Origin of the sequence: Novosphingobium sp. AAP93 (assembly GCF_001296055.1) — a bacterium.
Lineage (GTDB): Bacteria > Pseudomonadota > Alphaproteobacteria > Sphingomonadales > Sphingomonadaceae > Novosphingobium.
Genome location: NZ_LJHZ01000080.1, coordinates 51,433 through 76,700 on the forward strand (window position 1 = coordinate 51,433; position 25,268 = coordinate 76,700).

At 63.7% G+C, this 25,268-nt stretch carries 24 protein-coding genes; 12 read left to right on the plus strand and 12 right to left on the minus strand.

Annotation, left to right across the window (positions count from 1 at the left end):
• Window positions 1–39: 39 nt before the first annotated feature.
• Window positions 40–1,701 carry a M23 family metallopeptidase gene (locus tag IP83_RS12830; protein WP_231625043.1) on the minus strand — a complete coding sequence of 554 codons (1,662 nt, stop codon included), beginning with the start codon at window positions 1,699–1,701 and terminating at the stop codon, window positions 40–42.
• 161 nt (window positions 1,702–1,862) lie between these two features.
• On the opposite strand from IP83_RS12830, the gene IP83_RS12835 reads away from it, so the two are divergent.
• Entirely contained in the window at window positions 1,863–2,894 is a 1,032-nt protein-coding gene (locus IP83_RS12835; protein WP_054122614.1) for a DUF3667 domain-containing protein, read from the plus strand.
• 13 nt (window positions 2,895–2,907) lie between these two features.
• Here the strand turns inward: IP83_RS12835 and IP83_RS12840 are convergent, their stop codons facing one another.
• The 7 genes from IP83_RS12840 to IP83_RS19620 form a co-directional block, all read right to left on the minus strand.
• On the minus strand, window positions 2,908–3,888 hold the full coding sequence (locus IP83_RS12840; RefSeq protein ID WP_054122615.1) for a quinone oxidoreductase: 981 nt from the start codon (window positions 3,886–3,888) through the stop codon (window positions 2,908–2,910).
• 19 nt (window positions 3,889–3,907) lie between these two features.
• Complete coding sequence (gene ftsH / locus IP83_RS12845; protein ID WP_054122616.1) at window positions 3,908–5,848, minus strand: ATP-dependent zinc metalloprotease FtsH; 1,941 nt, start codon at window positions 5,846–5,848, stop codon at window positions 3,908–3,910.
• A gap of 92 nt (window positions 5,849–5,940) precedes the next feature.
• On the minus strand, window positions 5,941–6,915 hold the full coding sequence (gene tilS, locus IP83_RS12850; protein ID WP_054122617.1) for a tRNA lysidine(34) synthetase TilS: 975 nt from the start codon (window positions 6,913–6,915) through the stop codon (window positions 5,941–5,943).
• The gene (locus IP83_RS12855) at window positions 6,911–7,888 is read right to left on the minus strand and encodes a tol-pal system YbgF family protein (RefSeq protein ID WP_231625038.1); all 978 of its coding nucleotides are present in this window, start codon (window positions 7,886–7,888) and stop codon (window positions 6,911–6,913) included. Before IP83_RS12855 ends, tilS begins: the two co-directional genes overlap by 5 nt.
• Before the next feature lie 123 nt (window positions 7,889–8,011).
• On the minus strand, window positions 8,012–8,950 hold the full coding sequence (locus IP83_RS12860) for a helix-turn-helix domain-containing protein (RefSeq protein WP_197274359.1): 939 nt from the start codon (window positions 8,948–8,950) through the stop codon (window positions 8,012–8,014).
• A 104-nt stretch (window positions 8,951–9,054) separates the two neighbouring features.
• Window positions 9,055–11,328, minus strand: coding sequence for a phosphoenolpyruvate--protein phosphotransferase (gene ptsP / locus IP83_RS12865; protein WP_054122619.1), 2,274 nt, complete (start codon window positions 11,326–11,328; stop codon window positions 9,055–9,057).
• A 187-nt stretch (window positions 11,329–11,515) separates the two neighbouring features.
• Window positions 11,516–11,683 carry a YdcH family protein gene (locus IP83_RS19620; RefSeq protein WP_072383114.1) on the minus strand — a complete coding sequence of 56 codons (168 nt, stop codon included), beginning with the start codon at window positions 11,681–11,683 and terminating at the stop codon, window positions 11,516–11,518.
• A 299-nt stretch (window positions 11,684–11,982) separates the two neighbouring features.
• On the opposite strand from IP83_RS19620, the gene IP83_RS12870 reads away from it, so the two are divergent.
• The 7 genes from IP83_RS12870 to IP83_RS12900 all read left to right on the plus strand — a co-directional run bounded on the left by IP83_RS12870 (window position 11,983) and on the right by IP83_RS12900 (window position 17,268).
• Entirely contained in the window at window positions 11,983–12,180 is a 198-nt protein-coding gene (locus IP83_RS12870; protein ID WP_054122704.1) for a YdcH family protein, read from the plus strand.
• A 10-nt stretch (window positions 12,181–12,190) separates the two neighbouring features.
• Complete coding sequence (locus tag IP83_RS12875) at window positions 12,191–12,814, plus strand: DUF1465 family protein (RefSeq protein ID WP_231625039.1); 624 nt, start codon at window positions 12,191–12,193, stop codon at window positions 12,812–12,814.
• A gap of 66 nt (window positions 12,815–12,880) precedes the next feature.
• Window positions 12,881–13,828: an MBL fold metallo-hydrolase gene (locus IP83_RS12880; protein WP_054122620.1), complete on the plus strand. Its 948-nt coding sequence runs from the start codon at window positions 12,881–12,883 to the stop codon at window positions 13,826–13,828.
• On the plus strand, window positions 13,810–14,481 hold the full coding sequence (locus IP83_RS12885; protein ID WP_054122621.1) for a DUF4230 domain-containing protein: 672 nt from the start codon (window positions 13,810–13,812) through the stop codon (window positions 14,479–14,481). Before IP83_RS12880 ends, IP83_RS12885 begins: the two co-directional genes overlap by 19 nt.
• A gap of 66 nt (window positions 14,482–14,547) precedes the next feature.
• Window positions 14,548–15,288, plus strand: coding sequence for a hypothetical protein (locus IP83_RS12890; protein ID WP_054122622.1), 741 nt, complete (start codon window positions 14,548–14,550; stop codon window positions 15,286–15,288).
• A gap of 54 nt (window positions 15,289–15,342) precedes the next feature.
• Complete coding sequence (gene nadA, locus IP83_RS12895; protein WP_054122623.1) at window positions 15,343–16,332, plus strand: quinolinate synthase NadA; 990 nt, start codon at window positions 15,343–15,345, stop codon at window positions 16,330–16,332.
• Window positions 16,333–16,383: 51 nt separating this feature from the next.
• The gene (locus tag IP83_RS12900) at window positions 16,384–17,268 is read left to right on the plus strand and encodes a CDP-alcohol phosphatidyltransferase family protein (RefSeq protein ID WP_231625040.1); all 885 of its coding nucleotides are present in this window, start codon (window positions 16,384–16,386) and stop codon (window positions 17,266–17,268) included.
• A 6-nt stretch (window positions 17,269–17,274) separates the two neighbouring features.
• On the opposite strand, the gene IP83_RS12905 is transcribed toward IP83_RS12900, so the two are convergent.
• A complete protein-coding gene (locus IP83_RS12905) occupies window positions 17,275–18,612 on the minus strand; it encodes an MFS transporter (RefSeq protein ID WP_231625041.1) in 1,338 nt (445 codons plus the stop codon).
• Window positions 18,613–18,617: 5 nt separating this feature from the next.
• On the minus strand, window positions 18,618–19,427 hold the full coding sequence (locus IP83_RS12910; RefSeq protein WP_143146758.1) for a hypothetical protein: 810 nt from the start codon (window positions 19,425–19,427) through the stop codon (window positions 18,618–18,620).
• Between the two features lie 114 nt (window positions 19,428–19,541).
• Here IP83_RS12910 and lipB point away from each other — a divergent pair, with 114 nt between their 5' ends.
• Window positions 19,542–20,225 carry a lipoyl(octanoyl) transferase LipB gene (gene lipB / locus IP83_RS12915; protein ID WP_054122626.1) on the plus strand — a complete coding sequence of 228 codons (684 nt, stop codon included), beginning with the start codon at window positions 19,542–19,544 and terminating at the stop codon, window positions 20,223–20,225.
• Window positions 20,222–20,563 (plus strand): hypothetical protein, encoded by a 342-nt coding sequence (locus tag IP83_RS12920; protein WP_156309709.1) that lies wholly within the window; start codon window positions 20,222–20,224, stop codon window positions 20,561–20,563. Before lipB ends, IP83_RS12920 begins: the two co-directional genes overlap by 4 nt.
• A gap of 13 nt (window positions 20,564–20,576) precedes the next feature.
• Here IP83_RS12920 and IP83_RS12925 read toward each other — a convergent pair whose 3' ends face one another.
• On the minus strand, window positions 20,577–21,461 hold the full coding sequence (locus IP83_RS12925; protein WP_054122628.1) for a CoA ester lyase: 885 nt from the start codon (window positions 21,459–21,461) through the stop codon (window positions 20,577–20,579).
• A gap of 38 nt (window positions 21,462–21,499) precedes the next feature.
• A complete protein-coding gene (locus tag IP83_RS12930; protein ID WP_054122629.1) occupies window positions 21,500–22,609 on the minus strand; it encodes an alkene reductase in 1,110 nt (369 codons plus the stop codon).
• Window positions 22,610–22,846: 237 nt separating this feature from the next.
• Here IP83_RS12930 and IP83_RS12935 point away from each other — a divergent pair, with 237 nt between their 5' ends.
• A complete protein-coding gene (locus IP83_RS12935; protein ID WP_054122630.1) occupies window positions 22,847–23,743 on the plus strand; it encodes a DMT family transporter in 897 nt (298 codons plus the stop codon).
• 349 nt (window positions 23,744–24,092) lie between these two features.
• The gene (locus IP83_RS12940) at window positions 24,093–25,193 is read left to right on the plus strand and encodes an inositol-3-phosphate synthase (RefSeq protein ID WP_054122631.1); all 1,101 of its coding nucleotides are present in this window, start codon (window positions 24,093–24,095) and stop codon (window positions 25,191–25,193) included.
• The last annotated feature ends 75 nt before the right edge of the window (window positions 25,194–25,268 follow it).

Here is a 25,268-nt window from a genome sequence, read left to right on the forward strand (position 1 = left end):
CGCTGCAGCACCTTTGGGCAACTGTGCCGGAACCAGGCCTCAGCGCTGCGATCCCACAACGGCACCTGGCCGCACCGAAAGCAGCGCCTGCAGCCGTGCCTTGAACGCTGCAACCTGCCTGGGATCAACGGCCTGGCGGCGCTGCACCATGCGCACGGACATGGGATCCACCGTCTGGCCGCCGCGGTACACCTCGTAATGGAGGTGCGCGCCGGTCGACAGGCCGGTGGAACCGACATAGCCGATAATCTGGCCACGCCGAACCGCCATGCCCAGCGCAACTGCTATGCGGCTCATGTGACCATAGCCCGTCGCGATGCCGCCCCCATGGTCGAGACGCACGTAATTGCCATGCCCTCCATGCCAGCCGGCGTATGCGACACGGCCATCGGTCACGGCATAGATCGGCGAACCCCACGATGCAGCGAAGTCCATGCCGGCGTGCATACGAACATAGCCAAGGATGGGATGTCGCCGCATGCCATAGCCCGAGGTGACGTGCCCGCTGACGGGCGCACCGAAGAATCCTTGATCGGTCTGTCCGCTGCCGGTGAGGTCGGCCAGTGAGGTAAAGCTGCCATCGGGGCCCCAGCGCAGCAACTGCGCACGCGGCTGCCCGGAGCGGACCACGCCGGCATAAAGCAGATTGCCAGCTTCGCCCTCGCCATCCGCAGCGTGCTTGTAGTCGACAACGAGGTCGAACGTATCGGTCGGTGCAATCTCGTCGAACGATAGCGCCTGATCGATTGCACGGAGATAGTCTTGCACCGCGGACAGCGGCGCACCGGCAGCGCGTGCCGAGCGATAAAGGCTTGAGCCCACGAGCCCTTGGACGCGCAGCGGTGTCACATCGACCGCAATGGGCTTGCGAGCAAGAGCTAGCGCGCCACCCTGGCGATTGATCGCAAGAGCCAGATCGAAGCGAGGGCGGAACCCGATTGCGGTAAGCGGTCGGGGATCAGACGCGTTGCTGCGCGCACCGAGCGTGATGGAGAATCGCGTGCCCGGCGCGATGTCGGACAAAGGAACAGCGCTCGCGACCATTGCAGCGACCTGCCCGGCATCTCCCGAGCCGACACCAGCGCGTTGCAGCATGCGCGGCAGACTGTCGTTTTCGCCGATGGTCGCGGTCAGTTGGATCTCTGGCCGCTCCGGCGCAGCTGCCAGACGCGTGACTGCATCAGTCGCCGCAAAATGCCTGCCCTGCGTCGAGCCGTGTGAAAATGTCTGCAGCGATTGCGCGCGAAACTCGACTTGCGATGCCTCGTCGAGGGCAACGAGCGGTGCTGCTTCGAGCGGCGCGAAGCGGGGCCAGAACATGATGGAGAGGAGGATCAGCCCGACGAGCAGACCAAGTCCGCGAAACCATGTGCCGCTGCCGACCTTCTCGGCAAGATCCTGTGCCAGCGGGTACCGTGCGGACCACCGCTCCACCCTCAGGCAAACGCCCGTCCAGTTCTTGGCAAGCGGATGATTGCTGTGACGGAAAGTCGGAGCGGGAGGTGACGGTGCTTCCGGTCGCGGCAATAAGGGGGTACGGCGAGCGGGTGCCATGCCCGGGCGCGCGCGACCGAAGGTCACGTTGCCGGCCAGCCCCAATTCCTCGCGTGGGCCCAACACTCCGGTTGCTTCCTCCAGTACCGCGGGACCTGTTCCCTTGGTTGCGTGTCGTTCCTTGGAGACACTGAAGAAGCCCTGCACCCGCAAGGTTAATTCGGCGTAAACCGCCGGGTGACGACGGCATCTCCGCGACCGTTGATTTCCGGTCCATTGCGGGTAGACCCGCCTCCAGCCATGGTCACTGGCAACAGAATTGGCTATCGATGCGTTTTGCTTGATCGACTGAGGCGGGACTGCGGGGCATGAGCGAGGCACAAGTACTGGGAGATGCCATCGGCGCAGGCCTCACGGCGCGCGCGTTTGAGCCGACTGCCGGCGAAGGCGACAGCGGTCATACGCACGAAAGCGCCTGCCTCAATTGTGGCACGCCGCTGATTGGCAGCCACTGCCACAATTGCGGGCAAACGGCGCACGTGCATCGCACGCTGGGTGCTTTCTTCCATGATCTGCTGCACGGCGTGTTCCACTTCGAAGGCAAGATCTGGAACACATTGCCGCTGCTGATCTTCCGGCCAGGCAAGCTCACACGCGAGTACATCGATGGGCGCCGCGCCAGCTACGTTTCACCGCTCGCCCTGTTCCTCTTCAGCGTTTTCGTGATGTTCGCCGTTATCCAGCAGACCGCGGGCGAACTTGAACTTGGCAAGGACGGTCAGGCTACTATCAATGTGGGCTTGTCAAAGGGCTCGGCCGAGGTCGAAAAGTCGCTCAACGCGGCACGCGCCAAACGGGCGGTGGTAGAGGCCAAGGGTGGCGACACCGACGATCTCGATACCGAGATCGAACAACAGGAACGCGCACTGGCCGCGATGCACCGACTCGGCGGAGAGAAGCTGTCATCGACCGGCTTTTCGATTCTCGACGAGGTGATCGACGAGACCCAGAGCAACCCGAAGCTGGTGCTCTACAAGATGCAGAGCCATGCTTACAAATACAGCTGGGCGCTCGTGCCTATCTCGGTCCCGTTCCTCTGGCTGCTGTTTCCGTTCAGCCGCCGCTTCCACCTTTACGACCACACGGTGTTCGTGACGTACTCGCTGAGCTTCATGACGCTGTTGTTCGCTTGCGGCATGATCGCCGGCGCGCTGGGGGCAGAGCCGCTGGCGGGCGTGCTGACACTCGTTCCCCCGATCCACATGTACAAGCAGCTACGCGGCACTTACGGCTTATCCCGGTTTGGAGCGCTCGCCCGGACGTCGGCATTGGTGATCTTCGCATCGATGGCGCTCGCCATCTATCTGGTCGCGATTGCAGCTGAGGCTGGAGCGGGCTGAACCCGCACGTGGGTCAGCAATCAAGGACGAAGGGACCGGCAGCGCGCGCTTCCAGTGCGGCGTGGGCTTTGGCAGCATCGCCAAGCGCGAAGCGGCCGCCGAGTGTTACTGGCAATGACCCTGCCGCCATGGCCGCGAAGAGCTTTGCGGAGGCCGCCAGCAAGGTTTCGCGGGTGGAAATGTAAGGCCAAAGGAAAGGCCGCGAGACCTTTGCCGACTTCGCGCCAAGGCGCGACAGATCGAAGGGCGGGATGGGGCCGGATGCCTGCCCGTAATGCACGAGATGCCCCTTGATTGCGAGTGAGGCCAGCGAACCCTCAAACGTGTCAGCACCCACGGCATCATAGGCCGCACCGACACCAGCGCCGTCCGTGAAGGCCATGACGCGGGCCGCAACATCTTCATCGCGGTAGAGAATGACTTCGTCGCAACCGGCGGCGCGCGCAATGGCCGCCTTCTCCGGCGATCCCGCAGTCCCGATCACCCGGCCACCCTTGAGACGGGCCATGCGGGCGACAAGCTGGCCGACGCCGCCGCCTGCCGCCTGGACAAGCACAGGCATCCCCGGCTGTACCGGCTCGACTTCCTCGACCAGCGCTTGTGCGGTGAGCCCCTTGAGGAACCATGCAGCTGCAAGGCCATCATCGATCTCCGCTGGCACAGGCACAGCGAGCGCAGCATTGATGATACGGGCGCGTGCATACCCGCCGTAGTTGCGGGCGATGTAGGCGATCCGGTCGCCCACGACAAACTCGGTGACGCCTTTGCCGACAGCCTCGACGGTACCTACCGCCTCGAGGCCAGGAACACCGGGGAGCTCAAGAGTCCGGTAGGAGCCCGAGCGAACGTAGATATCGTGGAAATTCACCGACGCGGCGTGCTGGCGGACGAGAAGTTCCCCGGTACCTGGCGCAGGCACCTCGATTCCTTCGAGCTTCATCACATCCGGGCCACCATATGCCCGGATGACGATGGCTTCACTGATGACCGTCATTGTGTTTGCGGCTCTCTGCTCACGCCCCGGCGGGCTGCGGATCGCCCGATCCCGAAAAGCGCCGGCCGGCCCGCGGCACAGTGGCTCCGGCCGAGCTTACCGGTCGGGCCGGGCCGCTGGGGGCCTCCGGCCGGTCAAGCTTGCCGTTGTCCATCAGCGCGCGAATTTCGTCGCCGCTCAGCGTTTCGTACTCGAGCAGCGCCTGCGCGAGCAGATGGAGCTTGTCCTCGTTGGACTTCAAGATCTCGGTCGCGCGGGCATGGGCGCCGTCGACCAGCGTTCGGATCTCGCTGTCGATGAGCTTGTTGGTCTCATCGGACATCATGGTGCGCTGCGAACCGCCCATGCCGAGGTAGCCTTCCTGCGCTTCCTCGTACTGAAGCGGGCCGAGCTTGTCGGACATGCCCCACTTTGTGACCATGTTACGGGCTAGGCTCGTAGCGTACTGGATATCGGACGATGCGCCGGAGGAGACCTTGTCGTATCCGAAGATCAGTTCCTCCGCCACGCGGCCACCCATGCTGACCGAGAGATTGGCGTGCATCTTGTCGCGGTGATAGGAATAGCTGTCCCGTTCCGGCAGGCGCATGACCATGCCGAGTGCGCGACCACGAGGAATGATCGTGGCCTTGTGGATCGGGTCCGAGGCATCTTCGTTGATCGAGACGATCGCGTGGCCAGCCTCATGATAGGCGGTCATCTTCTTCTCGTCGTCGGTCATGACCATCGAGCGGCGCTCGGCGCCCATCATGACCTTGTCCTTGGCGTCCTCGAACTCCTGCATCGCCACCAGCCGCTTGTTGCGGCGGGCAGCCAGCAGCGCTGCCTCGTTGACGAGGTTGGCGAGATCGGCGCCAGAGAACCCGGGCGTACCACGGGCAATGACGCGCGGAAGCACGTCGGGCGCGAGCGGCACTTTCTTCATGTGCACGCTGAGGATCTTCTCGCGACCGTCGATATCCGGGATGGGAACAACGACCTGACGGTCGAAGCGGCCGGGACGCAGCAGCGCAGGATCGAGCACATCCGGCCGGTTGGTTGCGGCGATGATGATGATGCCTTCGTTGGCTTCGAAACCGTCCATCTCGACCAGCAGCTGATTCAGCGTCTGCTCGCGCTCGTCGTTCGAATTGCCGAGACCATGGCCGCGATGGCGACCGACAGCATCAATTTCATCGATAAAGACAATGCACGGGGCGTTCTTCTTTGCCTGATCAAACATGTCACGCACGCGGCTGGCGCCCACGCCGACGAACATTTCGACGAAATCAGAGCCCGAGATGGTGAAGAAGGGCACGCCAGCCTCACCCGCGATGGCGCGGGCCAGCAGGGTCTTGCCGGTACCGGGCGACCCGACCAGCAGTGCACCCTTGGGGATCTGCCCACCAAGCTTGGAGAAGCGGCTGGGGTCGCGAAGGAACTCGACGATCTCCTGAAGCTCTTCGCGCGCTTCGTCGATGCCCGCCACGTCATCGAAGGTGACCTTGCCGGAGCGCTCGGTCAGCAGCTTGGCCTTGGACTTGCCGAAGCCCATAGCCCCCGAGCCACCGCCTTTCTGGACTTGGCGCAATGCAAAGAAGGCGACTCCGAGAATCAGCAGGAAGGGGAGCGACTGCGCAAGGATGTAGAGCAGCAGGTTTGGTTCTTCCTGCGCCTTGCCCGCATAGCGCACACCATGTTCCTGAAGGAGCTTGGTCAGCTCGACGTCGCCCGGTACCGGGACCGTGGTGAACTGCTGGTCGTTCTTGAGCGTGCCGGTGATCCGGTCAGGCCCGACCTGCACATCCCGCACGTTGTCCTGCGCGACACTGGCGCGGAAATCGGAATATGGGATCATCGTCCCCGCCGGATCGGTGCGCGTATTGAACATGGACACGACGAGGAGCAGCGCCAGAAAGATGCCGCCCCAGATCAGGAGGCTCTTGATCCAGGGGTTACCCTGCGGCTGGTCGTCATTCATGGCGCGGCTTTCGATCCGGGTAGCTTCAACTCCTCCAATGTAGGACGACCTTGGGGAATGGCAATATAACCTTGAGCCCGATTTTCTTGCCCCTAGGGACGTTCCATCCAGGGATCAGTTGCACTCCGAGGTTTTGGAGCGAGGGCAAAGCGCCATTCCGCCTTACGCCCATCGCCGCGCACGCCGGCCAGCGTTGCCACCTCGCCACGGGCAAGCCTATCATGCCAGCGGGCAAGAGCATTCCCGCGCGAGTGCACGCCGACCTTTTCGTAGAGCAGCCGCTCAAGGACACGCAGGGCAATGACCCGCGGGACATTGCCGGGGTTCCAGTAGGAAATACCGTCCTCGTTCCGCACCGCTTCCATGCAGTGTGCGACGGCCCACTCGATAGCCACGTCGGCCTCGGCCAGATGCCGCGCGCTCAGCGCCAGGGCCATCGGGTCGAGGTCGCTCAGGTGCCTCATCTGCATACGCACCCGCACCCGCTCGAAACGAAGATCGGCGTTGGATGGATCTTGGACAGGCTCAAGTCCGGCAGCAGCAACAATCTCGGCCAGTTCGCTGCGGCGCCAGCCAAGCAGAGGACGCAGCAACGGGCAATCACTGCTGCCCGGCACCACCCCTCGCGGACGCATGGCCGCCAGACCACGAAGTCCAGCCCCGCGCGAAAGCCTCATCAGCAGCGTCTCAGCCTGGTCGTCAGCATGATGGGCCGTGGCGATTGCCCGGAGACCACTGCGCCTCGCCCAATTAGCCAGCGCAGCATAGCGCGCATCACGCGCCCGTTCCTGCAAGGCCGGGCCGGTTGGCAGCGCCAGACTGATGGTCTCGTGCCGCATGCCAAGTTTGCAGCACAGTTCAGCGACGTAGCGGGCTTCGGCGGCGCTATCTGGTCTCAGGCCGTGATCTACTGTTGCAACATGCAAGGGAGCAGGGAGCGCAGCCCGCGCCAGCAAGAGCAGACCCAGACTGTCAGGCCCGCCCGAAACTGCCAGACCAACCGGCGCGTTCTCCGGCCAGATTGCCAGCCAATCCGCAGCGAAGCGGGCTACCAGCGCCCTATCAATTGCAGACTACCGGCTTTGTCGCCGCCTCGTACTGCGATTTCAGGCGCCCGGTCAGTTCGGACGGATAGGTCTGGCGAAACTCGGCAAACGCCACGCAGGCGCGCTTTTCTTCCTTCAGCCGGCTCATCGCGACGCCGAGATAGAGCAGACTGTCAGCCGCCCGATCACCCTTGCGGTCGGCCTGATAGTTCTGGAGGAAATACTGCGCCGCTGTGCCAGGCTTGCCATCGTCGAGATAGGCCCGGCCAAGCAGGTTGCGCGCATAGCTGATCCGGGCGTGGCGCTGATACTGCTGGACCACACGCAGCAATTGCTGCTGCGCCTCGGGGAAGAACTTGGCTTCCCAAAGCCGGTAGCCATAGGTGTACTCGTCCTCGCCCTTGTCGGTGGTCGAAGGCTTCTCGATCGCCATCACGGCAGCGACGCGATCAGGCGAAGCCTCTGCCTTTGCGGCATCTGGTTTGCCAGCGGCAGGCTTCGTCGTCGGCTTGACCGCGGCAGGCTGCTCCGCCGCCGGCAATGCTGCAATCGCTGGTGGGCTTGCAGAAGGCGCTGCAGTGCTTACCGGCGCAGCACCGGCTGCTTCCAACGTTGCCAGGCGGGCTTCGAGCTTGGCGATGTGGTTCTGGTTCTCCTCACTCGCCGCAGTAAGCCGCTGCAACTGGGATTCGACCGCCTCCATGCGCGTCAGGATGTCAGTCACTGCAGTCGGCGTCGGCGCAGGCGGGGTCGGGCCGGTAGTGGGGCGTGTAATCTCCGGCCCGAACGTCTTGCCGGCGCCATCGGGAAACACCTTGCGCTGAACCGCGCGCAGCTCTGCCTCGATCCGCCGCAGACGCACGTCCGTGCTTTCCGGCGCTGCTTGCGCATGGGCTGCCGGGACCGGACCTACCGGAATCAAACTAGCGGAAAGCGCGGCGAGGGTGAGGGCCATTGCCGAACCACTACGGCCAGAGCCAAGCATCATGTTCATTGTCACTCCCGTCGGATCACCGCTGCTTCCATGCGCTGGCTTTAGGTCAGGGCGCAAGCATCTGGGGACGATTTGCACGACTCAACACCGGGTTTCACACAGAACGCAGCCATTCGAGGCGCGTCACTGGGCAATCGGTGCAGGGCTTGCGATAGACGGCTGAATCGGAGGCCGGGCACGCAGACTCGCCGCGTCGACCGGAATATCCTTCATCACCTTTTCGACCTCGGCAAGGCGGGGAATGGGTTGACCGCCGATCGTGATCGCAAGCGCATCCGGCCGCCCGGTCCAGAGCTTGGGACTGACAGCATCGGCCGGTACGGTGTAGCTTTCACCCTTGGCGAGTTGCTTCTGCATCAGCTGCTTGCCCTGACCATCGTAGAACTTGACCCAGATGCCCTCCTCAAGCGCGGAGAACATCACTGGGCCATTGGCCAGCGGCTGGGCAGTTGCGGGCTGCGCCGGGCGGACCGCGTTGGGCTTGGCAACGGGAGCGGGTTGATCCGCCTCCTGCACCAGTGACGGCAGCGAAACGGCTGGCGCATAGTAGCTCCGCCAGAAGATGCCGCCCATCGCGAGCAGCGCTCCAACAAGCAGCAGCGCGAGCCAGCCGACCAACCTGGATGGGGTCTTTGCAGGATCGCCAACCTCGAACTGGTTAAGCACGCGTGGCTCGGGGCGCGGAGCGCGGCCTTGCAGCTCCAATCGGACGGCATCCGCGATTTCCGTTTCGCCGAGTCCGACTGCCCGTGCATAGGCCTTGGCAAAGCCGATGGCATATGGCCGCCCGGGCAGAGCGCTGTAGTCGCCAGCCTCAAGCGCCTCGATATGCCGGATCGTGACCCGTGTCCGCCGCGCGATTTCGGCAGCGCTCAGGCCCAGGGCCTCACGGGCGACGACAAGACGCCCGGATACGCTTGCGTGTGCATCAACGACTGGTGGGCGCGGCGACTCTGCGCCGCTGCCGGACCCGCCGGTATCAGTCCGGTCAGGGCTGACCGTATTGCGTTCGCCGTCCTCGGCCACGGCGTAGCTCCCGTCGTTCATCGTTGTCCCGGGCATTCTCTGTTTGGTTGCGACCCCCGATGGAGGCATCATGTCCCAAACCGAAAAGTCAATGTTTTTGAGTCCGTAATGGCATGATGTGACACGCCGATGCGACGAACTCAGTCGTAATCAATTCCGTGTGCCGTGGCCCAGGCAGCGATTTCGGCCCGCATATCTGCAGGCGGGTGGGCGAGCCAACCCTCCATCGCGGCCTGAATTGCGGGCAACTCGACTTTGCGCACCAATTCCTTGATCGGGCCGACAGCGGCCGGAGTGATCGAAAGGCGGGTGATCCCGATCCCGAGCAGCGCAAGTGCTTCCAGCCGGCGACCACCCATTTCGCCGCACACTGTCACATCCGTGCCCGATGGCGCCACAGCAAGGACGACGCGGCGCAGGAAGCGCAAGATGGCGGGCGAGAGCCAGTCATACCGTTCGGCAAGCTTCGGATTGGCGCGATCGGCGGCAAAGAGAAACTGCGTCAGGTCGTTGGTCCCGATCGACAGGAACGACAGGCGCGGTGCAAGCACATCGAGGCATTCGGCGAGCGCTGGAACTTCAAGCATCGCACCATAGCGAATTGCATCGGGCAGCAGCTTCTTCTGCTGCTTCAGAAACGCGAGCTGGCTTTCGAACACGGCGCGTGCGGCATCGAACTCCCATGGCTCGGTCACCATCGGGAACATCACATTGAGAGTACGTCCACCGGCCGCCTCCAGCAGCGCTCGCGCCTGCACCTTGAGCAGGCCATCACGCTCAAGCGCGACGCGCAGTGCGCGCCAGCCCATCGCAGGGTTCTCTTCGGTTTCACCATCGTTGTGACGAAGATAAGGAAGGACCTTGTCTCCTCCGATATCGACAGTGCGGAACACGACGGGCCGATCACCGGCTGCATCGAGAACATCGCGATAGAGGCGCGTCTGGCGTTCGCGCGCGGGCAGGGTCGCCGAAACGAGAAACTGGAACTCGGTACGAAACAGACCGATCCCGTCCGCTCCGGTCAGGTTGAGCATCGGCATGTCATCGCGCAGACCCGCGTTGATCATGACCCGGACGCGCTGGCCATCGGCCGAAACTGGTTCGACATCGCGCATCGCCGCATAAAGTGCCTGCCGCTCACGATTACGCGCGAACCGCGCTTCGAAGGCCTCGACAAGCGTTAGTGCCGGCCGGACATCGACAACACCCTGATCGCCATCGAGAAGCAGTTGGTCTCCTTCGCGCACCTTGGCACGAAGGCCGCGGATACGACCGACCACCGGGATGCCCATCGCGCGTGCCACGATGACAACGTGCGCAGTGAGCGAGCCTTCTTCGAGGATCACGCCCTTGAGCCGCCGCCGGTCATACTCCAACAGTTCGGCCGGACCTAGATTGCGCGCGATTAGAATGGCGTCGCCCTTGAGACCAAGGCTGGCTGCGGTACCCAACTGGCCGGAAACGATTCGCAGAAGACGGTTTGAAAGGTCCTCCAGATCATGCATCCGATCAGCCAGAAGCGGATCGTCGATCTTGCGCATGCGCATGCGGGTGCGCTGCTGTACCCGTTCGATCGCAGCCTCGGCAGTCAGGCCCGAGTCGATCGCTTCATTGATGCGCCGGCTCCACCCTTCATCGTAGGCAAACATGCGGTACGTCTCGAGGACTTCCTCATGTTCACCGCCCATTCCGAACTCGGCCTGGCTGGCCATGCGGTCGATCTGCTCGCGCATCTTGTCAAAGGCGAGATAGACCCGCTGCCGTTCGGCCTCGGTGTCTTCCGCGACGACATGCTCGATCGTGACGCGGGGCTGGTGGAATACGGCAACGCCGCTCGCGAGGCCCTTTACCAGCGTGAGGCCTGCAATCCGTTCGTGTCCGGTCAGGTGCGCATCGGCTCCGAACGCGTCTTCCTCGTCGATGAGATCGGCGTTGGCGATCAGTTCCGATAGCACCATGGCCACGGTCTGGAGCGCCTCGATTTCCACTTCCTCGTAGCGACGTGGCTCGACATGCTGGACGCCGAGCACACCTACGGCCCGCGCGCGGCGGACGATTGGCACGCCGGCGAAGGAATGAAAGCGCTCTTCTCCGGTTTCCGGGAAAAACGCGAAGTCGGGATGGGCAGCCGCTTCTGCAAGGTTCAGCGTCTCGATGTTGGCTGCGATCGTGCCGACAAGGCCCTCGCCGACCGCCATCCGCGTTACATGGACCGCCGCCTGATTCAGGCCGCGCGTCGCAAAAAGCTCCAGCATGCCTTCGCGCAACAGGTAGATCGAGCAGACCTCGCTGTTGAGCTTGTCGCCAATGACATCGACGATCTGGTTGAGCTTGGCCTGCGCACCGGCGCGGGATGCCATGACCTCGTGAAGCGACGTCAGGATCGCACGGGCAGCGGCGGCGGCAGTGATCATGTTCGAAGGCCTAGCGCAGACAGTGCCGTTTGCAAACTGCAGCGCCCATGGCGTTCATGAATTCGTATCCGTTAGAAAGTGGGTCCCCGCTGTCATGAGGTTCGCGGTCTACGGTCGGGCGATTTTCCAGGCGCGGCGGGCCAGATGGGAACCAGCGGGCCTGCCGCAACCCGGAAACCTCAGAGCATCAATGGACTTGCTGGACGTGCGCAAGCTCTTCCTTGATTCGCAGCTTTCGGCGCTTCAGCTCCTTGATCAACGCCTCGTTGGGCAACGGACGGTTCCGTTCTTCGGCGATGCGCCGTTCAAGACCGGCATGTTTGGATTCAAGAGCGCTGATATGCGACAGTTCCATGCGGCAACCTCCTCAAGGACACCAGCTTCGTCCCACTCCGGCAGCAGGATCGCTGCAAGAACGCATGGGCCGAAGGTTTGCGCCGGCATGGACGTGTCGGCCTCGACTCGTTCGAGCGGGCGCGTTGTCATGCTCCCACAATCGCCGTATCTTGCAAGCCCGTCTGCGTCGGTATGTCCAAAGCGCGCGATTGTGCGTATTCCGGTTGCAGCGAAGCGTTAACGCGTGATGGCCTGCAAACGCAGCACAGGCCGATGCGCGATCTCGTCGGTGCAGGGCATTATCTGGGAGTGGCGCGGTTGACCGAAGACGAAATGCGCAAGCGGCTCGAAATGCTGCGGATCGAGCATCGCGATCTCGACGCCGCGATCGATGCCCTGTCCGGGACCGGCGCGCATGACCAACTGCAAGTCGCGCGGCTCAAGAAGCGGAAGTTGCGCCTGAAGGACCAGATCGCACTGCTCGAGGACTATCTGATTCCAGACATTATTGCGTGATTACAGAATCTTGACTCACCTTGAACGGATGTATGGTATTGCCGGTATCCGTATCGTTCCGGCACAGTTTTCAAAACGTGGTGAACGCCCCATCAGCGATGTGTTGAGTGGGGACCGGGGATGGGCCTATGCGCTGATCATGGCCCTCATGCCCAACCTCAACCCGCGCATCATCGAGGCGCTTTATGCAGAGGCACTCGTCCTCTCGGAGGAAGCGCGTGGGGTGTTCGACCGGCTGCGGCAGGGGCACGACCGGCGCGCGCTGGTGGGCGCCAATGACGATCCGGATGCGGATCTGGCGCACGTTCAAGTGAGCTGCGAGGCGCTCCGCACGACAACGCGGATCATGCATTGCCTGGCTTGGCTGCTCAATCACCGTGCTTACTTCGCCGGTGAGCTCAGCGAGTTGCAATTGCGCCGCCATGGCCGTCTGATCGCCAACTTTCCGCTCAGCGATCCCGTCCAGGCGCTTGCCCTGCCCACCGAGGCGCAACGGTGTGTGCAGGACAGCGAACGGCTCTACGCCCGCATCCAGCGCCTTGAGCGAGCGTGGCGGGGCGATATCGAAATGGCGGGCAGCGCAGTGGAACGTCTCCGGCAAAGGCTGTCAGCAGCGATACCGGCAGCACTCTGAACGCAAGATGCCCGGCTGAACCGACGCGGCGTTGCGCCGCCACGCGAAACTCCCCATATCACGCCCATGGTAACTCCCAATCCAACGCCGGGCATTTCCATCCCCGACCGTTCCGAATGGAACACCGGCCTTGCGGTCGAGCTGGAACCGCAGGTGCGCCGGATTCTTGCCCCCAACCCCTCGCCATTCACGTTTACGGGAACGCAGACCTATCTGGTGGGCAGTGGCCGCGACGTCGCCGTGATCGATCCAGGCCCGATCGGTACCGGCGAGGTCGGCCATGCCGATACGAACGGCGACGGCCATGTCGACGCCATCCTCAAGGCCATTGCCGGTCAGCGGCTGGTGGCAATCCTATGCACCCACACGCACCGCGACCACAGCCCGGCCGCTGTGCCGCTGAAAGCCGCTACCGGCGCCTCGATCATCGGCTGCGCGCCGCTGGTGATCGACGATAGCGGCGCCAGAGCGGACGCGGCTTTCGACCCGACTTACCAGCCGGACCGGGTTCTCTCCGATGGCGAGCTGGTAGCCGGCGACGGCTGGACCCTGGAGGCCGTGGCGACCCCTGGCCACACCAGCAATCACTTGTGCTTTGCCCTTCAGGAAAGCGGGGCGCTGTTTACCGGCGACCATGTCATGGGCTGGTCGACCACTGTCGTCTCTCCGCCAGATGGGGACATGAGCGCCTATATGCTCTCGCTGCAGAAGCTGCAGGGCCGTGAAGATACGGTGTACTATCCGGCGCATGGCCCCGCGGTGACCAAGCCGCAGCAGCTTGTCCGGGGAATGATCGGCCATCGGCGTCAGCGCGAGGCGCAGATCCTGCGTGTGATCGGCGAAGCGCCGGCCACGATCCCCGAGATGGTGACCCAGATGTACAAGGGCCTCGATCCTCGCCTCAACGGGGCGGCCGGGCGCTCGGTACTCGCGCATCTCATCGATCTCGAGACGCAGGGCCGCGTTGCACGCGGGCCGCAAGTGCCGGAACCGAAATGGACCTTGACCGCCTGAACCCGCAATCCGGATCGGCGAGAGCCCGCATGCCGGTCCGGGCGCGTGGAGCAGTTCTGCCGTGGCTGCTTTTCGTTGCCGCGGCTGCAGTGGCGACTTTCCTCGCTTGGCAGCTGTGGAAGCCGGTCCCCATCGGTGATCCACTTGCGACCAGCCTGATCGCTTTCGACAAGCAGGACCGCTTGACGGTGTTCAGCGCAGAGCTTGCCCCGGTCGTGGCCAGCGATGACAGCAGGCTGTTCGGCCTCGTCACCTCCCGACAAGTCGCGGTCATTCCGGCGCGGGTCGACTACACCATCGAGCTCGGCAAAGTCGGCCGCGACCGCATGCGCTGGGACCAGGCGAGCAAGACACTTTCGGTGCGTCTGCCGCCGATTGAAGTCACCCGCCCAAACCTCGATGAAGCGCGGGCGCAGTACCTGCGCGAAGGGGTGTGGATCACGCGTGCCGCGCAGGACAAGCTGACGCGGGACAACACGAAGCTGGCAGAACGGTTGGCGATGCAGCAGGGCGCCAATTCGGTGCTCCTGGGTCTGGCGCGCTCTGCGGCAAAGGATGCCATTCGCCAGAACCTGGCTATCCCGTTGCAAGTAGCAGGATTTGGCGACGTCAACGTGTCGGTTTCGATTGATGGAGAGCCTGCAAAGCCATAACCTGCCGTTACGGGACGACCTTGCCCAGACTGGCAAAAGCCACGGGCTGTGCGCGGGAGTGGGAATATGGACTTTGCAGCGGCGCAAGCGGACGCCTCGTATCTGTCCGACCAACGCTTTTTCACGCGGCTGGCGCAGGTGCTGGCCGGCCTGATCGTATTCGGCTTCCTCCAATGGGCACTGCGCGGCTTTGTCGATCCGCTGAGGACTCCGATCTGGATTCACGCTCATGGCGTCGCCATGCTGGGCTGGCTTGCCACCATCGTCGTTCAGAACAGTTTGGCGGGGAGCGGCAATCTTGCTCTCCACCGCAAGCTGGGCTGGGCCAGCCTCGGGCTCGTGCTCGCAATCGTGCTCCTCGGTACCTACGCCGGCCGCATGGCGCTGGCGATGCATCGGGTGCCGCCCTTCTTCACCGACGGGTACTTTCTCGCGCTCACGCATATCGAGGTGGTCATCTTCGCGCTGACCGTAGTGACGGCGATCGCGCTGCGCCGCCAGACACAGTGGCATCGGCGGCTGATGCTCGCGGCGACCGTCATCCTCATGGAACCGGCACTGGGGAGGCTGCTGCCCATGCCATTGCTGGGCCAGATAGGCGGTGGCTTGCTCGAAGCGGTATTGCAGGTTGGCTTCCTTGGTATTGTTGCACGTCATGACGTCAAAGTTCTGGGCCGCGTGCATCCAGCCACGATCGCCGGAATGGCGCTGATCGTGGTGGTACATGGCCTTATCCAAGTGGTTGCCGGGATGCCGACTGTGGCTGCGTACGCAGAGGCTATTGCCCGTACCAGCGGCGGTGCCTAAGTGCCGGGTAATGGGGGGGGCATTGGCCCTCACCCGACCCGGGAGTTTCGAGCCATGACAGCCCAGCCCGCCAATCTTTCCGGCCTCGATCTGCGTGCCGAGATCGACCGGCTGCGCAAGGACCGCAAGGCGGTGATCCTTGCGCATTACTACCAGAAGCCCGAGATTCAGGATCTGGCCGATTTCGTCGGCGACTCTCTTGAACTGTCGCGGAAGGCTGCGGCAACCGAAGCCGAGGTCATCGCCTTCTGCGGCGTGAAGTTCATGGCAGAGACGGCAAAGATTCTGAGCCCCGAAAAGATCGTGGTGCTGCCGGACAGAGATGCCGGATGCAGCCTTGAGGATTCCTGCCCGCCCGAGAAGTTCCGCGCCTTCCGTGAAGCGCATCCGGACCACATCGCGCTTACCTACATCAACTGCTCGACCGAAGTGAAAGCGCTCAGCGACGTGATCGTCACGTCGTCAAGTGCGGAGACGATCCTCGCGCAGATCCCGCCCGAACAGAAGATCATCTTCGGCCCCGACCGGCATCTCGGCGGCTATCTCAACCGCAAGTTCAGGCGCGAAATGCTGCTGTGGCCCGGTGTGTGCATCGTGCACGAGGCGTTTTCGGAAACCGAGCTGCTGAAGCTGATGGCCCAGTACCCCGCCGCACCGGTCGCGGCGCATCCGGAGTGCCCACCGCATATCGTGGATCATGCCGAGTACGTCGGTTCGACCAGCGGCATCCTGCAGTTCGCGCGCACCTTCCCCGGCGACACGCTGATCGTCGCGACCGAGCCGCATATCATTCACCAGATGCAGCTGGCGCTCCCGGAAAAGACTTTCATCGGTGCGCCCGGTGCGGACGGAAACTGCAACTGCAACATTTGCCCCTATATGGCGCTCAACACGCTCGAAAAGCTCTACCTCGCGCTGCGGGACCTCACGCCAAGGATCGAGATCGAAGAAACCCTGCGGCTCGGCGCGAAGAAGAGCCTTGATGCCATGCTGACGATGGCAAGCGGGACAGTCGGTCAAGGCGATCTCGGCGCGCGCAAGTAAAGCGAGGCAGGCGGCATGAGCACATCCCCGACCACAATCCGGCCAGCATCGGTGAAACGTCCTGCCCGGGCGCGGGAATTGCAGGATGCGCTCAATCACTATCTCTACCATCCGCTGGCATGGCAGCTTGCACGCCTGCTAGCGCCCACACCGATCACCCCGAACATGGTCTCGGTGCTCGGCGGCTTGATGGTCGTCGCAGCAGGGGTCGTCTACTGGGGCACGACGGGGCCGCTCTGGGCCATGCTGGGCATGCTCCTCCACATGTCTTGGCACGTCATCGATGGTGCAGACGGTGACCTTGCACGCATTACGGGCCGGTCCAGCCCGCTCGGCGAACTGATCGATGGCATCTGCGACTATGCTAGTCACATCGTTCTCTATGTCCTTCTGGCACTCGTGCTGACCCGCACAATGGGCGCCGGTTGGGCGTGGTTCTGGACGCTGTCCGCTGGTGCCAGCCATGTCGTCCAGGCCAATCACGTCGAAGTGCAGCGGCGGTTCTACCAGCACTGGACCTACGGCACGCCGTGGCTGCACAATTCGAGCGGCGACAACCGCGAGCTGTTCCGCGACAAGGGCGGCGTTGGCTGGCTGCTGCGGGCGTTCGTGGCGGGGTACTTGCGGCTGGCCGCCGGTATGAGCCCGAATGCGCTGCGGATCGATGCTGCGGTGACGCAGGCCATGGCCAATGACCCGGTGCGACTTGCACAGATCAGAGCGGAAGTTCAGCGCGAACAGCGACCCCTGCTCGTCATGCTGCGCTATCTTGGCCCCAATCCGCGCGCGATCCTGCTTGGCTTTGCGATGATCGCCGGAAGTCCCCTGTGGTACTTCCTTTATCTTTCAATCGGCCTGAACCTGTTGCTGATGCTCTCGGTACGGCTGCACGATGCTGCAGCCGGGCGCGTCGTGTCCCGGCTGGAACTGCCCTGATCCGCGTCAGGCAGCCGCCTCACGGCGCATGCCGAAGACGCAGATCAGAATGACCGACACGGCAAGCAGCTCGACAACGCCCCAGGCCAGCCAGTTCGAGTGGTTGTAAAGCCACACACCGATGGCTGGCGAGATGATATAGGCCGAGCCGTTTACCGCCGCGACAATGCCCGCCGATTGTCCCTGTTCAGCGGGTGTGACCGCAAGGCTCGCGCCAGACGTGAAGCCAGGGCGAAACAGACCGAAGCCCAGCGAGCAAATCGCAAATCCGGTTGCGATGGCATGCAGATCGCGACCAGCCGCCATGCCGAGCGTCCCGATCGCGACAAGGCCCATCCCCCACAGGGTGGATGTCCGGGGGCCAAGCTTCATCATCGGAATGAGCCCCCACTGCGCAAGCAGTGTGGCGACTGCGCCGCACATCAGCACGAGGCCGATCGGCCCGGCCGCCGCATCAGGCTGATGGCGCAGGCCGAGCCGGTCGAGCAGGAGAAAGCCGACGACTCCGAGCAGGATCGATTGTGCCTGTCCGCCCAGCGTCCCGGCGGCGAGCCACGCCCTGAGCCGGGGATCGAGCCAGCGCAGCCTCCCGGCCTTCGAGTCCACGGAATGGTGGTCCAGCTCCACAGCACCGTGGAGATGATCGTCCGCTGCTTGAGTCGCGCCGCCCATGCGAGGGTTCGAAGAAGCGCTCATCGGCTCGCCCAGAATCTCGCCGCGGCCGGAGAAACGCGGGTCATCATCAGGCAGGCGCAGCCGTAGCAGGACGAGGACAACGACCGCGGCCAGAGTGAACGCAGCAAAGGGCCCGATCAGACCGAGACCCGGAAGAATCAGCAGTGGCGCGAGCGCGGGGCCAAGCACAGTTCCCAGTCCGAAACTGGAGGAGACCATCGAAAGCGCCTGCGTTCTCTCGGCCCGGCTGGTCCGGCTGGCGACATAAGCCTGCACCGCCGGCGGGGCGGCTGAACCGAACGTTCCGTAGAGGGAGCGCGCGGCGGCAAAGAGCAGAATGGCGGTAAGGCCATCAATGGTGCCGTTCAGGCCAAAATGGAGCGCTGCCCCACACAGGCCGAACGAGACAGCGAACCCGACAAGCCCCAGCGCCATCATCGCCTTGCGCCCGCGCCTGTCGGACCGGCGCGCCCAGAACGGCGCCAGCAGCATCCAAAGCAGCGCCGACCAACTATAGGCGAGGCTTACCCAGACATCGGCGATATGCAGATGCGTGCCGATCGACGGCATGACCGACTGCATGGCCGTGTTGCCTGCCGCCGTGACCAGCATGACCATGAACAGCAGCGCCATGCGGCTCCGCGGCAGCTGCACATTCGCTTCGTCCATCGCGGTTACCGTTCGGCAGGGCCAGCCGCATCGCCAGCAAGCTGACGGTAGATCGCGGCGAGCATCGCGACGAAGTAGGTATAGCCGACGGCAAGCAGCACGCCGGCAACGCCCTCACCCAGCAGGCGCTGCGGCTCGCCCTTGAACGTGAGGACCAGCACCACACCAACGAACATCATGACGAGGCCGTAGACGACCAGAAACACGAAGGCGGCCATGCCGATGAATAGCAGGATCCGCCCTGCATTGTGCCGGGTGCGCTCGAAACTTTCGCGGATGGCGGTGACCGGATTGCGAACACCCTCTCCCGCTACCACTGGTCCGACCAGCATGGTCCGCATGATCGGATAGAGCAGCAGGCCTAGAGCGATCGGAACCGCCAGTTTATCTCCCAAGAGCAAGGCCAACACGCTGGCCAGTGCGATCGATACGGGAAGTATGCCGAGTGCGATCAGCAACTGGGCAGCGAAGTAGGTCGGCAGCGCGCGGACACTGTGCCGGATCGCCTGTCCTACGGTCGGCCTCGCCGTATCAAGCATGGCAACCAGCATCGTCAGCATTCCGGCCATTGGGAGCAGGGACAGGATAAGCAGAACCGGCAGCGAGTTGGCGTAATAGTCCTGCATCACCGCCAGCATCTGCGCCTCGGACATCTCGGGCGTCATCGCCGGTGAAGGCACGAAAACGGCACCTGCCAGACCCGGCAGCACATAGAAGACACCGGCAATCGCCACGAGAAGGTCACGGTTGGCGGCGACCATGCGGGTGGCGCTGGCCCAGGCCGCACTGCTATCCAAGGTTGTCACGGCACTCATGTCCCTTTCCGCCGCAGCCCTAGCAGGACCGGAACAGATGCGCACCCCCCGTGCGGTGCAATCAACCCTGACCGGTCTTGCCAGCGCGGCCGGGGAGGTTCATGCGCTGCCGGCATGAACGTTCCCGGTGAAATCGAGATCCTTCAGGGGCAGGATCTTGTGCCCTATCGCGAGGCGCTGGATACCATGACAGCGCGCAACGCCGCTGTGCAGGAAGGCAAGGCGCGCGAACTGATCTGGCTGCTCGAACATCCGCCAGTCTACACGGCGGGAACGAGCGCCGCCGCAGACGAATTGCTCGATCCGCGCTTCGATGTGGTCGAGGCAGGACGGGGCGGGCGCTATACCTATCACGGGCCGGGCCAGCGCGTCGGCTATCTGGTCCTCGATCTCGGCAAACGCGCGCGGGATGTGCGCGGGTTTGTCCACGCGGTCGAAGGCTGGGTCATCGATACTTTGGGCGATTTCGGCGTCGACGCTTGGCGTGCCGAAGGACGAGTCGGGATCTGGACCCGCGGTGCCGATGCCGGGGAAGCCAAGATCGGCGCCATCGGTATCCGCATCCGGCGCTGGGTGACAATGCACGGGTTTTCGGTCAACCTCGCGCCGGACCTGACGCACTTCGGCGGGATCGTGCCCTGCGGGATCGAAGAGTTCGGCGTTACCAGCTTGGCTGCACTGGGCATTTCGGTTGCGCCGGAAGAGTGGGATAGGGCATTGCTCGCGCGGTGCGAAAGCTTTCTGGGCCTGCTTGAACCCCGTGATACGGCAAATCCTGCCATCAAGGATCCCGCATGAATCGTCTGTTGCCATCTCGATTGCTGGCTGTCTCGCTGGCCCCGGTACTGCTGCTTGGTGGCTGCGGACAATCTTCAGCGCCGCAGGCGGCGTCGACAGCGAGCGGTGAGATCCTGCCCGGTTCGGTCAGCGATGCGATGCTGGAGACGGATCGGACGCAGGCACAAGCCCCGCTAGCACCCGCTGCGCGCAGCGCCGTAGCCAAAGGTGATGCGAGCATGGCTGTCGAAGCTTCGGACACGGCTGGCGATGCAGCAGCCAATGCCGATGCCGGACCCGATGATGCAGCCCCCGCTTCACCAAAGGTCACCGCCAGCGCAAAGCCTGCGAACCCCTGAGCCCAGACCGCGGCTAGTCGATCCCGAGCAGCGCCTTGGCTTGCCGCAGATGCGGCTGATCAAGCATCCGGCCCTGCAACTGCAGTGCTCCGACGCCCGGATTGGCCGCAAACGCGTCGACAATCGCGCGGGCATTGGCAAGCTCTTCCTCGCCGGGCGTGAAGGCTGCGTTGATCAGCGGCACCTGCGAGGGATGGATCGCCAGCATGCCGGAAAACCCGTCCGCCCGAGCCGCTTCTGCCGCGCGTCTGGTACCCTCGACATCGCGAAAATCAGCATAGAGCGTATCGATCGCCCAGACGCCGCGTGCATGAGCAACCAGCAAGGTCTGCGCGCGAACGAAACGGAATGCATCGGTCCACTGCCCATCGGCATCGCGCTTGCGCGCCGCGCCCAACTCTGCGGAGAGGTCCTCCGCCCCCCAGGTCAGGCCTGCCAGCCGCGGCATCGATGCGTCCATGTAGGCCGTGATGGTCAGGGCAGCGCGCGGGGTTTCGCTGACCAGCGGCAGCAGGCGAGTCTGGCCGTTGGGAATGCCGTGCCGCTGTTCAAGTTCGTAGATTTCGGCGGCGACCTGCCTGATCTGCTCAGGGCCTTCGGCCTTGGGCAGCATGATGCCTTCAGGCGCGCCGACCATGACGGCTGCCAGATCCTCGCGCCACAGGCCGGTCTCGACGGCATTGATCCGTACCCACCGTGCCTGTTTGCGCATCGTGATCTGGCGCCGGTGCGCTTCCAGCCAGTCGCGCGTCATTCGCCGCGCATCGGGCTTGGCCGAGAGGGCAACCGCATCCTCAAGATCGACAATCAGCGCATGAGCGCCGGTTTCCGGCGTCTTGAGCAGCTTCTTTTCGCTGTCTCCGGGAACGAACAGCCAGGACCGCGGGATCGTACGCATCTTTTGCTCCTAAGGACCGGCTGCTGGACTACCTCCGCTCAGGCCTTAGCGCGCGCCCGCTCCTCGGCAAGCGTCGGGTAGTCGATATACCCTGCTTCACCTGGGAAATACCACGTCTGCGGCACGCCTACATTCGGCGCGAGTTCGGCCCCGAGGCGAATGCGCTCCACCAGATCCGGGTTCGAGATGTAGGGCCGACCAAAGCTGATCGCATCGGCACGGCCGGACGCCACGTCGGCGGCGGCAGCCTCGGGCGTGTAGTCGCTGTTGAGCACCAGCGGCCCCGAATAGTGCCCGCGGATCACGTGATCCTGCGGCGGCACGGTGGTCGCGCCGAACGTGCCTTCCGGCCCGGGCTGACGCAGCTCGACGAACGAGACCTTGAGCGCTTCGAGCACCCGCGCCGCTTCGGCGAAGAGCGTAGCGGGATCGCTGTCGTCAACGCCCTGGCTGTCTCCATTGGGCGAAAGGCGGATCGAAACGCGGTCGGCGCCCCAGATCAAAACAAGGCGCTCCATCACCTCACGCATCAGCCGCACGCGATTTTCCGGGCTGCCGCCGTAGTCATCATCGCGGAGGTTAGAGGAATTGCGCAGGAACTGGTCGATCAGGTAGCCGTTCGCACCGTGAAGCTGGACACCGTCGAACCCGGCGCGCTTCGCGTTCTCAGCGGCATGGCCATAGTCGTCAACGATGCGCGGCATCTCGTCGAGCCGAAGCGGGCGCGCTTCGACATTCTCCATCCGGCCTTCCGGCGTATGCGCGTGGCCCGGCGCGCGGGTCGCGGATGCGGACACCGGCAGTTCGCCGCCGAGGAAATAGGGATGAACGACGCGGCCCATATGCCAGAGCTGCAGGATGATACGGCCCCCCGCCTGGTGCACCGCTTCGGTGACCGGCTTCCATGCTTCGACCTGCGCATCGCTCCAGATGCCCGGCGCACTGGGCCATCCGGAGCCTTCGCGGCTGATCCCGGTCGCTTCGCTGATGATCAGGCCTGCGTCTGCGCGCTGGCGATAGTAGGTCTGCATGATCTCGGTCGGGACGGCATCCGGTCCTGCCCGGCCGCGCGTCAGCGGTGCCATGAGGATGCGGTTTGGCGCGGCGATGGCACCAAGCTGGATCGGCCGGAAAAGCGATTCATGCATCGACGGAAGTCCTTCTCGGGGTAACACTGCTGGGGCTGGCACGCGGGGAACCTGCAGAAGTGGGGCTTGGGAAATCAGGGCGGGCGCTTTATGGACCGGCTCACAGTGAAGCTTCGCCCGATCGGCGTCAGCCCCCTAACCTGATAGCCAGACCCTGCTGCGCCCGGCAGAGTTTCCATTTAAAACCCAGCTAGGATGCCGGCGTCTGCATGACAAGCTCGAGTTGACCAGCGGACCATGAAAGGCATTGACGACCGGCGCGGCTTGCCGCGCCCCAATCCCTGGCATTTCGTCGCCCTGCTTGGCGGGAACTTCGCCCTCGCGCTGGGGCCTTGGTTCGTCCGGATGGCGGACTCAGGCCCGGTTTCCGCCGGGTTCTGGCGCTTGTTCCTGCCACTGCCGGTGCTCGCGATCCTTGCCGTGCGCCAACGCGGTCCAGTCCGAGCGGTCGCGCCGCTGAGCGCTTGGCTGCTGATTGCGATCGCGGGCGTGGCCTTCGCGCTCGATCTGGCAAGCTGGCATATTGGCATAGCCTATACTCGGCTCGGCAACGCCTCTTTGTTCGGAAATTCCGGCAGCCTGATCCTGATGGTCTGGGGCCTGATCGCGGCGCGGCGCTTACCGCGCCCCATCGAGCTGGCGGCGATCGTAGCGGCCATCAGCGGTGCGGCAATCCTGCTCGGCCGTTCGCTGGAGATCGACCATGTCACCCTTATCGGCGACCTGTTCTGCATTCTCGCCGGTGTGTTCTACTTCTTCTATATCATGCTGCTGCAGGGTGCGCGCGACCGGTTCGAGAGCTGGGAGTTGCTGTTCACCTCGACGCTGGCGAGCGCACCGGTCATGCTGGCCATCGCGCTATGGCTGGGCGAACCGGTTTGGCCGCACGTATGGTGGCCACTGGTGGCGCTCGCATTCTGCAGTCAGGTTGTCGGGCAAGGCCTGATCGTCTTCGCCCTGCGGCACTTCTCGGCGCTCATCATCGGCGTGGTCCTGCTGACCCAGCCGGCAGTCTCGATCCTTATCGGGTGGCTGGTTTTCGGAGAGACGATGGGTCCGCTTGACGCGATCGGAATGGCTCTGATCGCGGCAGCGCTGCTGCTGGGCAGGCTCGGCGAGACCAAATCCCGTTGATTCGTGACCAACGCGCAGCTTGTTTCGGACGTTTGGCCCCCGCCGAATCGGCCCAATCGTGCATTTCGCAGCCACCAATTGCTGCATTGCGATAGGCGCATGGCGGTCAATCGATTCGACCAGATAACTGGGCCTTTCTGATGACTTGGTCAGATCGGGATCACATCAGAATGGCTGCGCGAGCTTCAACTTTCGCAAGTGCAAAAGAAGGACCGGGTGGCAAGGTGGCCACCACCTCGCGGCCGCTTGCATGACGCTGCGGAAATCTCCTTGCAATCTGGAGCTTTTGTGTGGAGTGAGGCAGTTTAGTTACAACGGCATTCCGATTGCCCAAGGGGATCTGGTTAAAATGAAGCCAATCAAGGTCGCAGTGATCGGCGTAGGCAACTGCGCAAGCTCGCTGGTGCAGGGTGTAGAGTTCTACCGCAACACCAATTCGGCTGCGGGCCTGATTCATGAGCGGATTGGCGGCTATGGCGCCGGCGACGTCGAGTTCGTGATGGGCGTGGACGTCGATGCCCGCAAGGTCGGCAAGGACATTGCCGAAGCCATCTTCGCCGCCCCCAACTGCACCGCCGTTTTCCAGCCGCAGGTCCCCGCGACCGGCGCCAAGGTGATGATGGGCAAGATCCTCGACGGTGTTGCCGATCATATGACCGGCATGGGCGAGCGCGGCTTCATCCTCGCGGATGCTCCGGAAGCCACGCACGAATCGATCGTCGCTGCGCTGCGCGATTCCGGCGCGGAAGTCCTCCTGAACTTCCTGCCAGTCGGTTCGGAAACGGCAACCGAATTCTACATGGAATGCGCGCTCGAAGCGGGCGTTGCAGTCGTCAACTGCATGCCGGTGTTCATTGCCAGCCGTCCCGAGTGGGAGGCGAAGTTCCGCGCCAAGCGCATCCCGATCGTGGGTGACGACATCAAGGCCCAGGTCGGCGCGACGATCGTCCACCGCGTCCTGTCGAGCCTGTTCGGCGCCCGCGGCGTTACGGTCGAGAAGACCTACCAGCTCAACACCGGTGGCAATACCGACTTCATGAACATGCTCGATCGTCAGCGCCTCGGTTCGAAGAAGGAATCGAAGACCGAAGCGGTGCAGGCCATGCTCGCTCAGCGCCTCGCCGACGAGAACATTCACGTCGGCCCGTCGGACTATGTTCCGTGGCAGAACGACAACAAGCTGTGCTTCCTTCGCCTTGAAGGTACGCAGTGGGGCAACGTCCCGATGAATCTTGAGCTGCGCCTCTCGGTCGAGGACAGCCCGAATTCGGCCGCCTGCGTCATGGACGCGATTCGTTGCTGCAAGGTCGCGCTGGAGCGCGGCGAAGGCGGCGCGCTGATCGGCCCTTCGGCCTATTTCTGCAAGCACCCGCCGCAGCAATTCAACGATGATGTCGCCGCCCAGCTGGTCGACGAATACATCTCGGAAACTGCACTGGCTGCCGAGTAAGCTTCCAGCTCGCACAACACTAGCGGCGCCGGTCCTGATGCAGGATCGGCGCCGTCTGCGTTATTGGCCCCGGCG

Excerpts from the sequence above, each read along its gene's own strand:
- IP83_RS12835 (WP_054122614.1), top strand. The coding sequence starts at position 1,863 with ATGAGCGAGGCACAAGTACTGGGAGATGCCATCGGCGCAGGCCTCACG.
- IP83_RS12840 (WP_054122615.1), bottom strand. The coding sequence starts at position 3,888 with ATGACGGTCATCAGTGAAGCCATCGTCATCCGGGCATATGGTGGCCCG.
- ftsH (WP_054122616.1), bottom strand. The coding sequence starts at position 5,848 with ATGAATGACGACCAGCCGCAGGGTAACCCCTGGATCAAGAGCCTCCTG.
- IP83_RS12855 (WP_231625038.1), bottom strand. The coding sequence starts at position 7,888 with ATGAACATGATGCTTGGCTCTGGCCGTAGTGGTTCGGCAATGGCCCTC.
- IP83_RS12860 (WP_197274359.1), bottom strand. The coding sequence starts at position 8,950 with ATGCCCGGGACAACGATGAACGACGGGAGCTACGCCGTGGCCGAGGAC.
- ptsP (WP_054122619.1), bottom strand. The coding sequence starts at position 11,328 with ATGATCACTGCCGCCGCCGCTGCCCGTGCGATCCTGACGTCGCTTCAC.
- IP83_RS19620 (WP_072383114.1), bottom strand. The coding sequence starts at position 11,683 with ATGGAACTGTCGCATATCAGCGCTCTTGAATCCAAACATGCCGGTCTT.
- IP83_RS12880 (WP_054122620.1), top strand. The coding sequence starts at position 12,881 with ATGGTAACTCCCAATCCAACGCCGGGCATTTCCATCCCCGACCGTTCC.
- IP83_RS12885 (WP_054122621.1), top strand. The coding sequence starts at position 13,810 with ATGGACCTTGACCGCCTGAACCCGCAATCCGGATCGGCGAGAGCCCGC.
- IP83_RS12890 (WP_054122622.1), top strand. The coding sequence starts at position 14,548 with ATGGACTTTGCAGCGGCGCAAGCGGACGCCTCGTATCTGTCCGACCAA.
- nadA (WP_054122623.1), top strand. The coding sequence starts at position 15,343 with ATGACAGCCCAGCCCGCCAATCTTTCCGGCCTCGATCTGCGTGCCGAG.
- IP83_RS12905 (WP_231625041.1), bottom strand. The coding sequence starts at position 18,612 with ATGGACGAAGCGAATGTGCAGCTGCCGCGGAGCCGCATGGCGCTGCTG.
- IP83_RS12910 (WP_143146758.1), bottom strand. The coding sequence starts at position 19,427 with ATGAGTGCCGTGACAACCTTGGATAGCAGTGCGGCCTGGGCCAGCGCC.
- lipB (WP_054122626.1), top strand. The coding sequence starts at position 19,542 with ATGAACGTTCCCGGTGAAATCGAGATCCTTCAGGGGCAGGATCTTGTG.
- IP83_RS12920 (WP_156309709.1), top strand. The coding sequence starts at position 20,222 with ATGAATCGTCTGTTGCCATCTCGATTGCTGGCTGTCTCGCTGGCCCCG.
- IP83_RS12925 (WP_054122628.1), bottom strand. The coding sequence starts at position 21,461 with ATGCGTACGATCCCGCGGTCCTGGCTGTTCGTTCCCGGAGACAGCGAA.
- IP83_RS12930 (WP_054122629.1), bottom strand. The coding sequence starts at position 22,609 with ATGCATGAATCGCTTTTCCGGCCGATCCAGCTTGGTGCCATCGCCGCG.
- IP83_RS12935 (WP_054122630.1), top strand. The coding sequence starts at position 22,847 with ATGAAAGGCATTGACGACCGGCGCGGCTTGCCGCGCCCCAATCCCTGG.
- IP83_RS12940 (WP_054122631.1), top strand. The coding sequence starts at position 24,093 with ATGAAGCCAATCAAGGTCGCAGTGATCGGCGTAGGCAACTGCGCAAGC.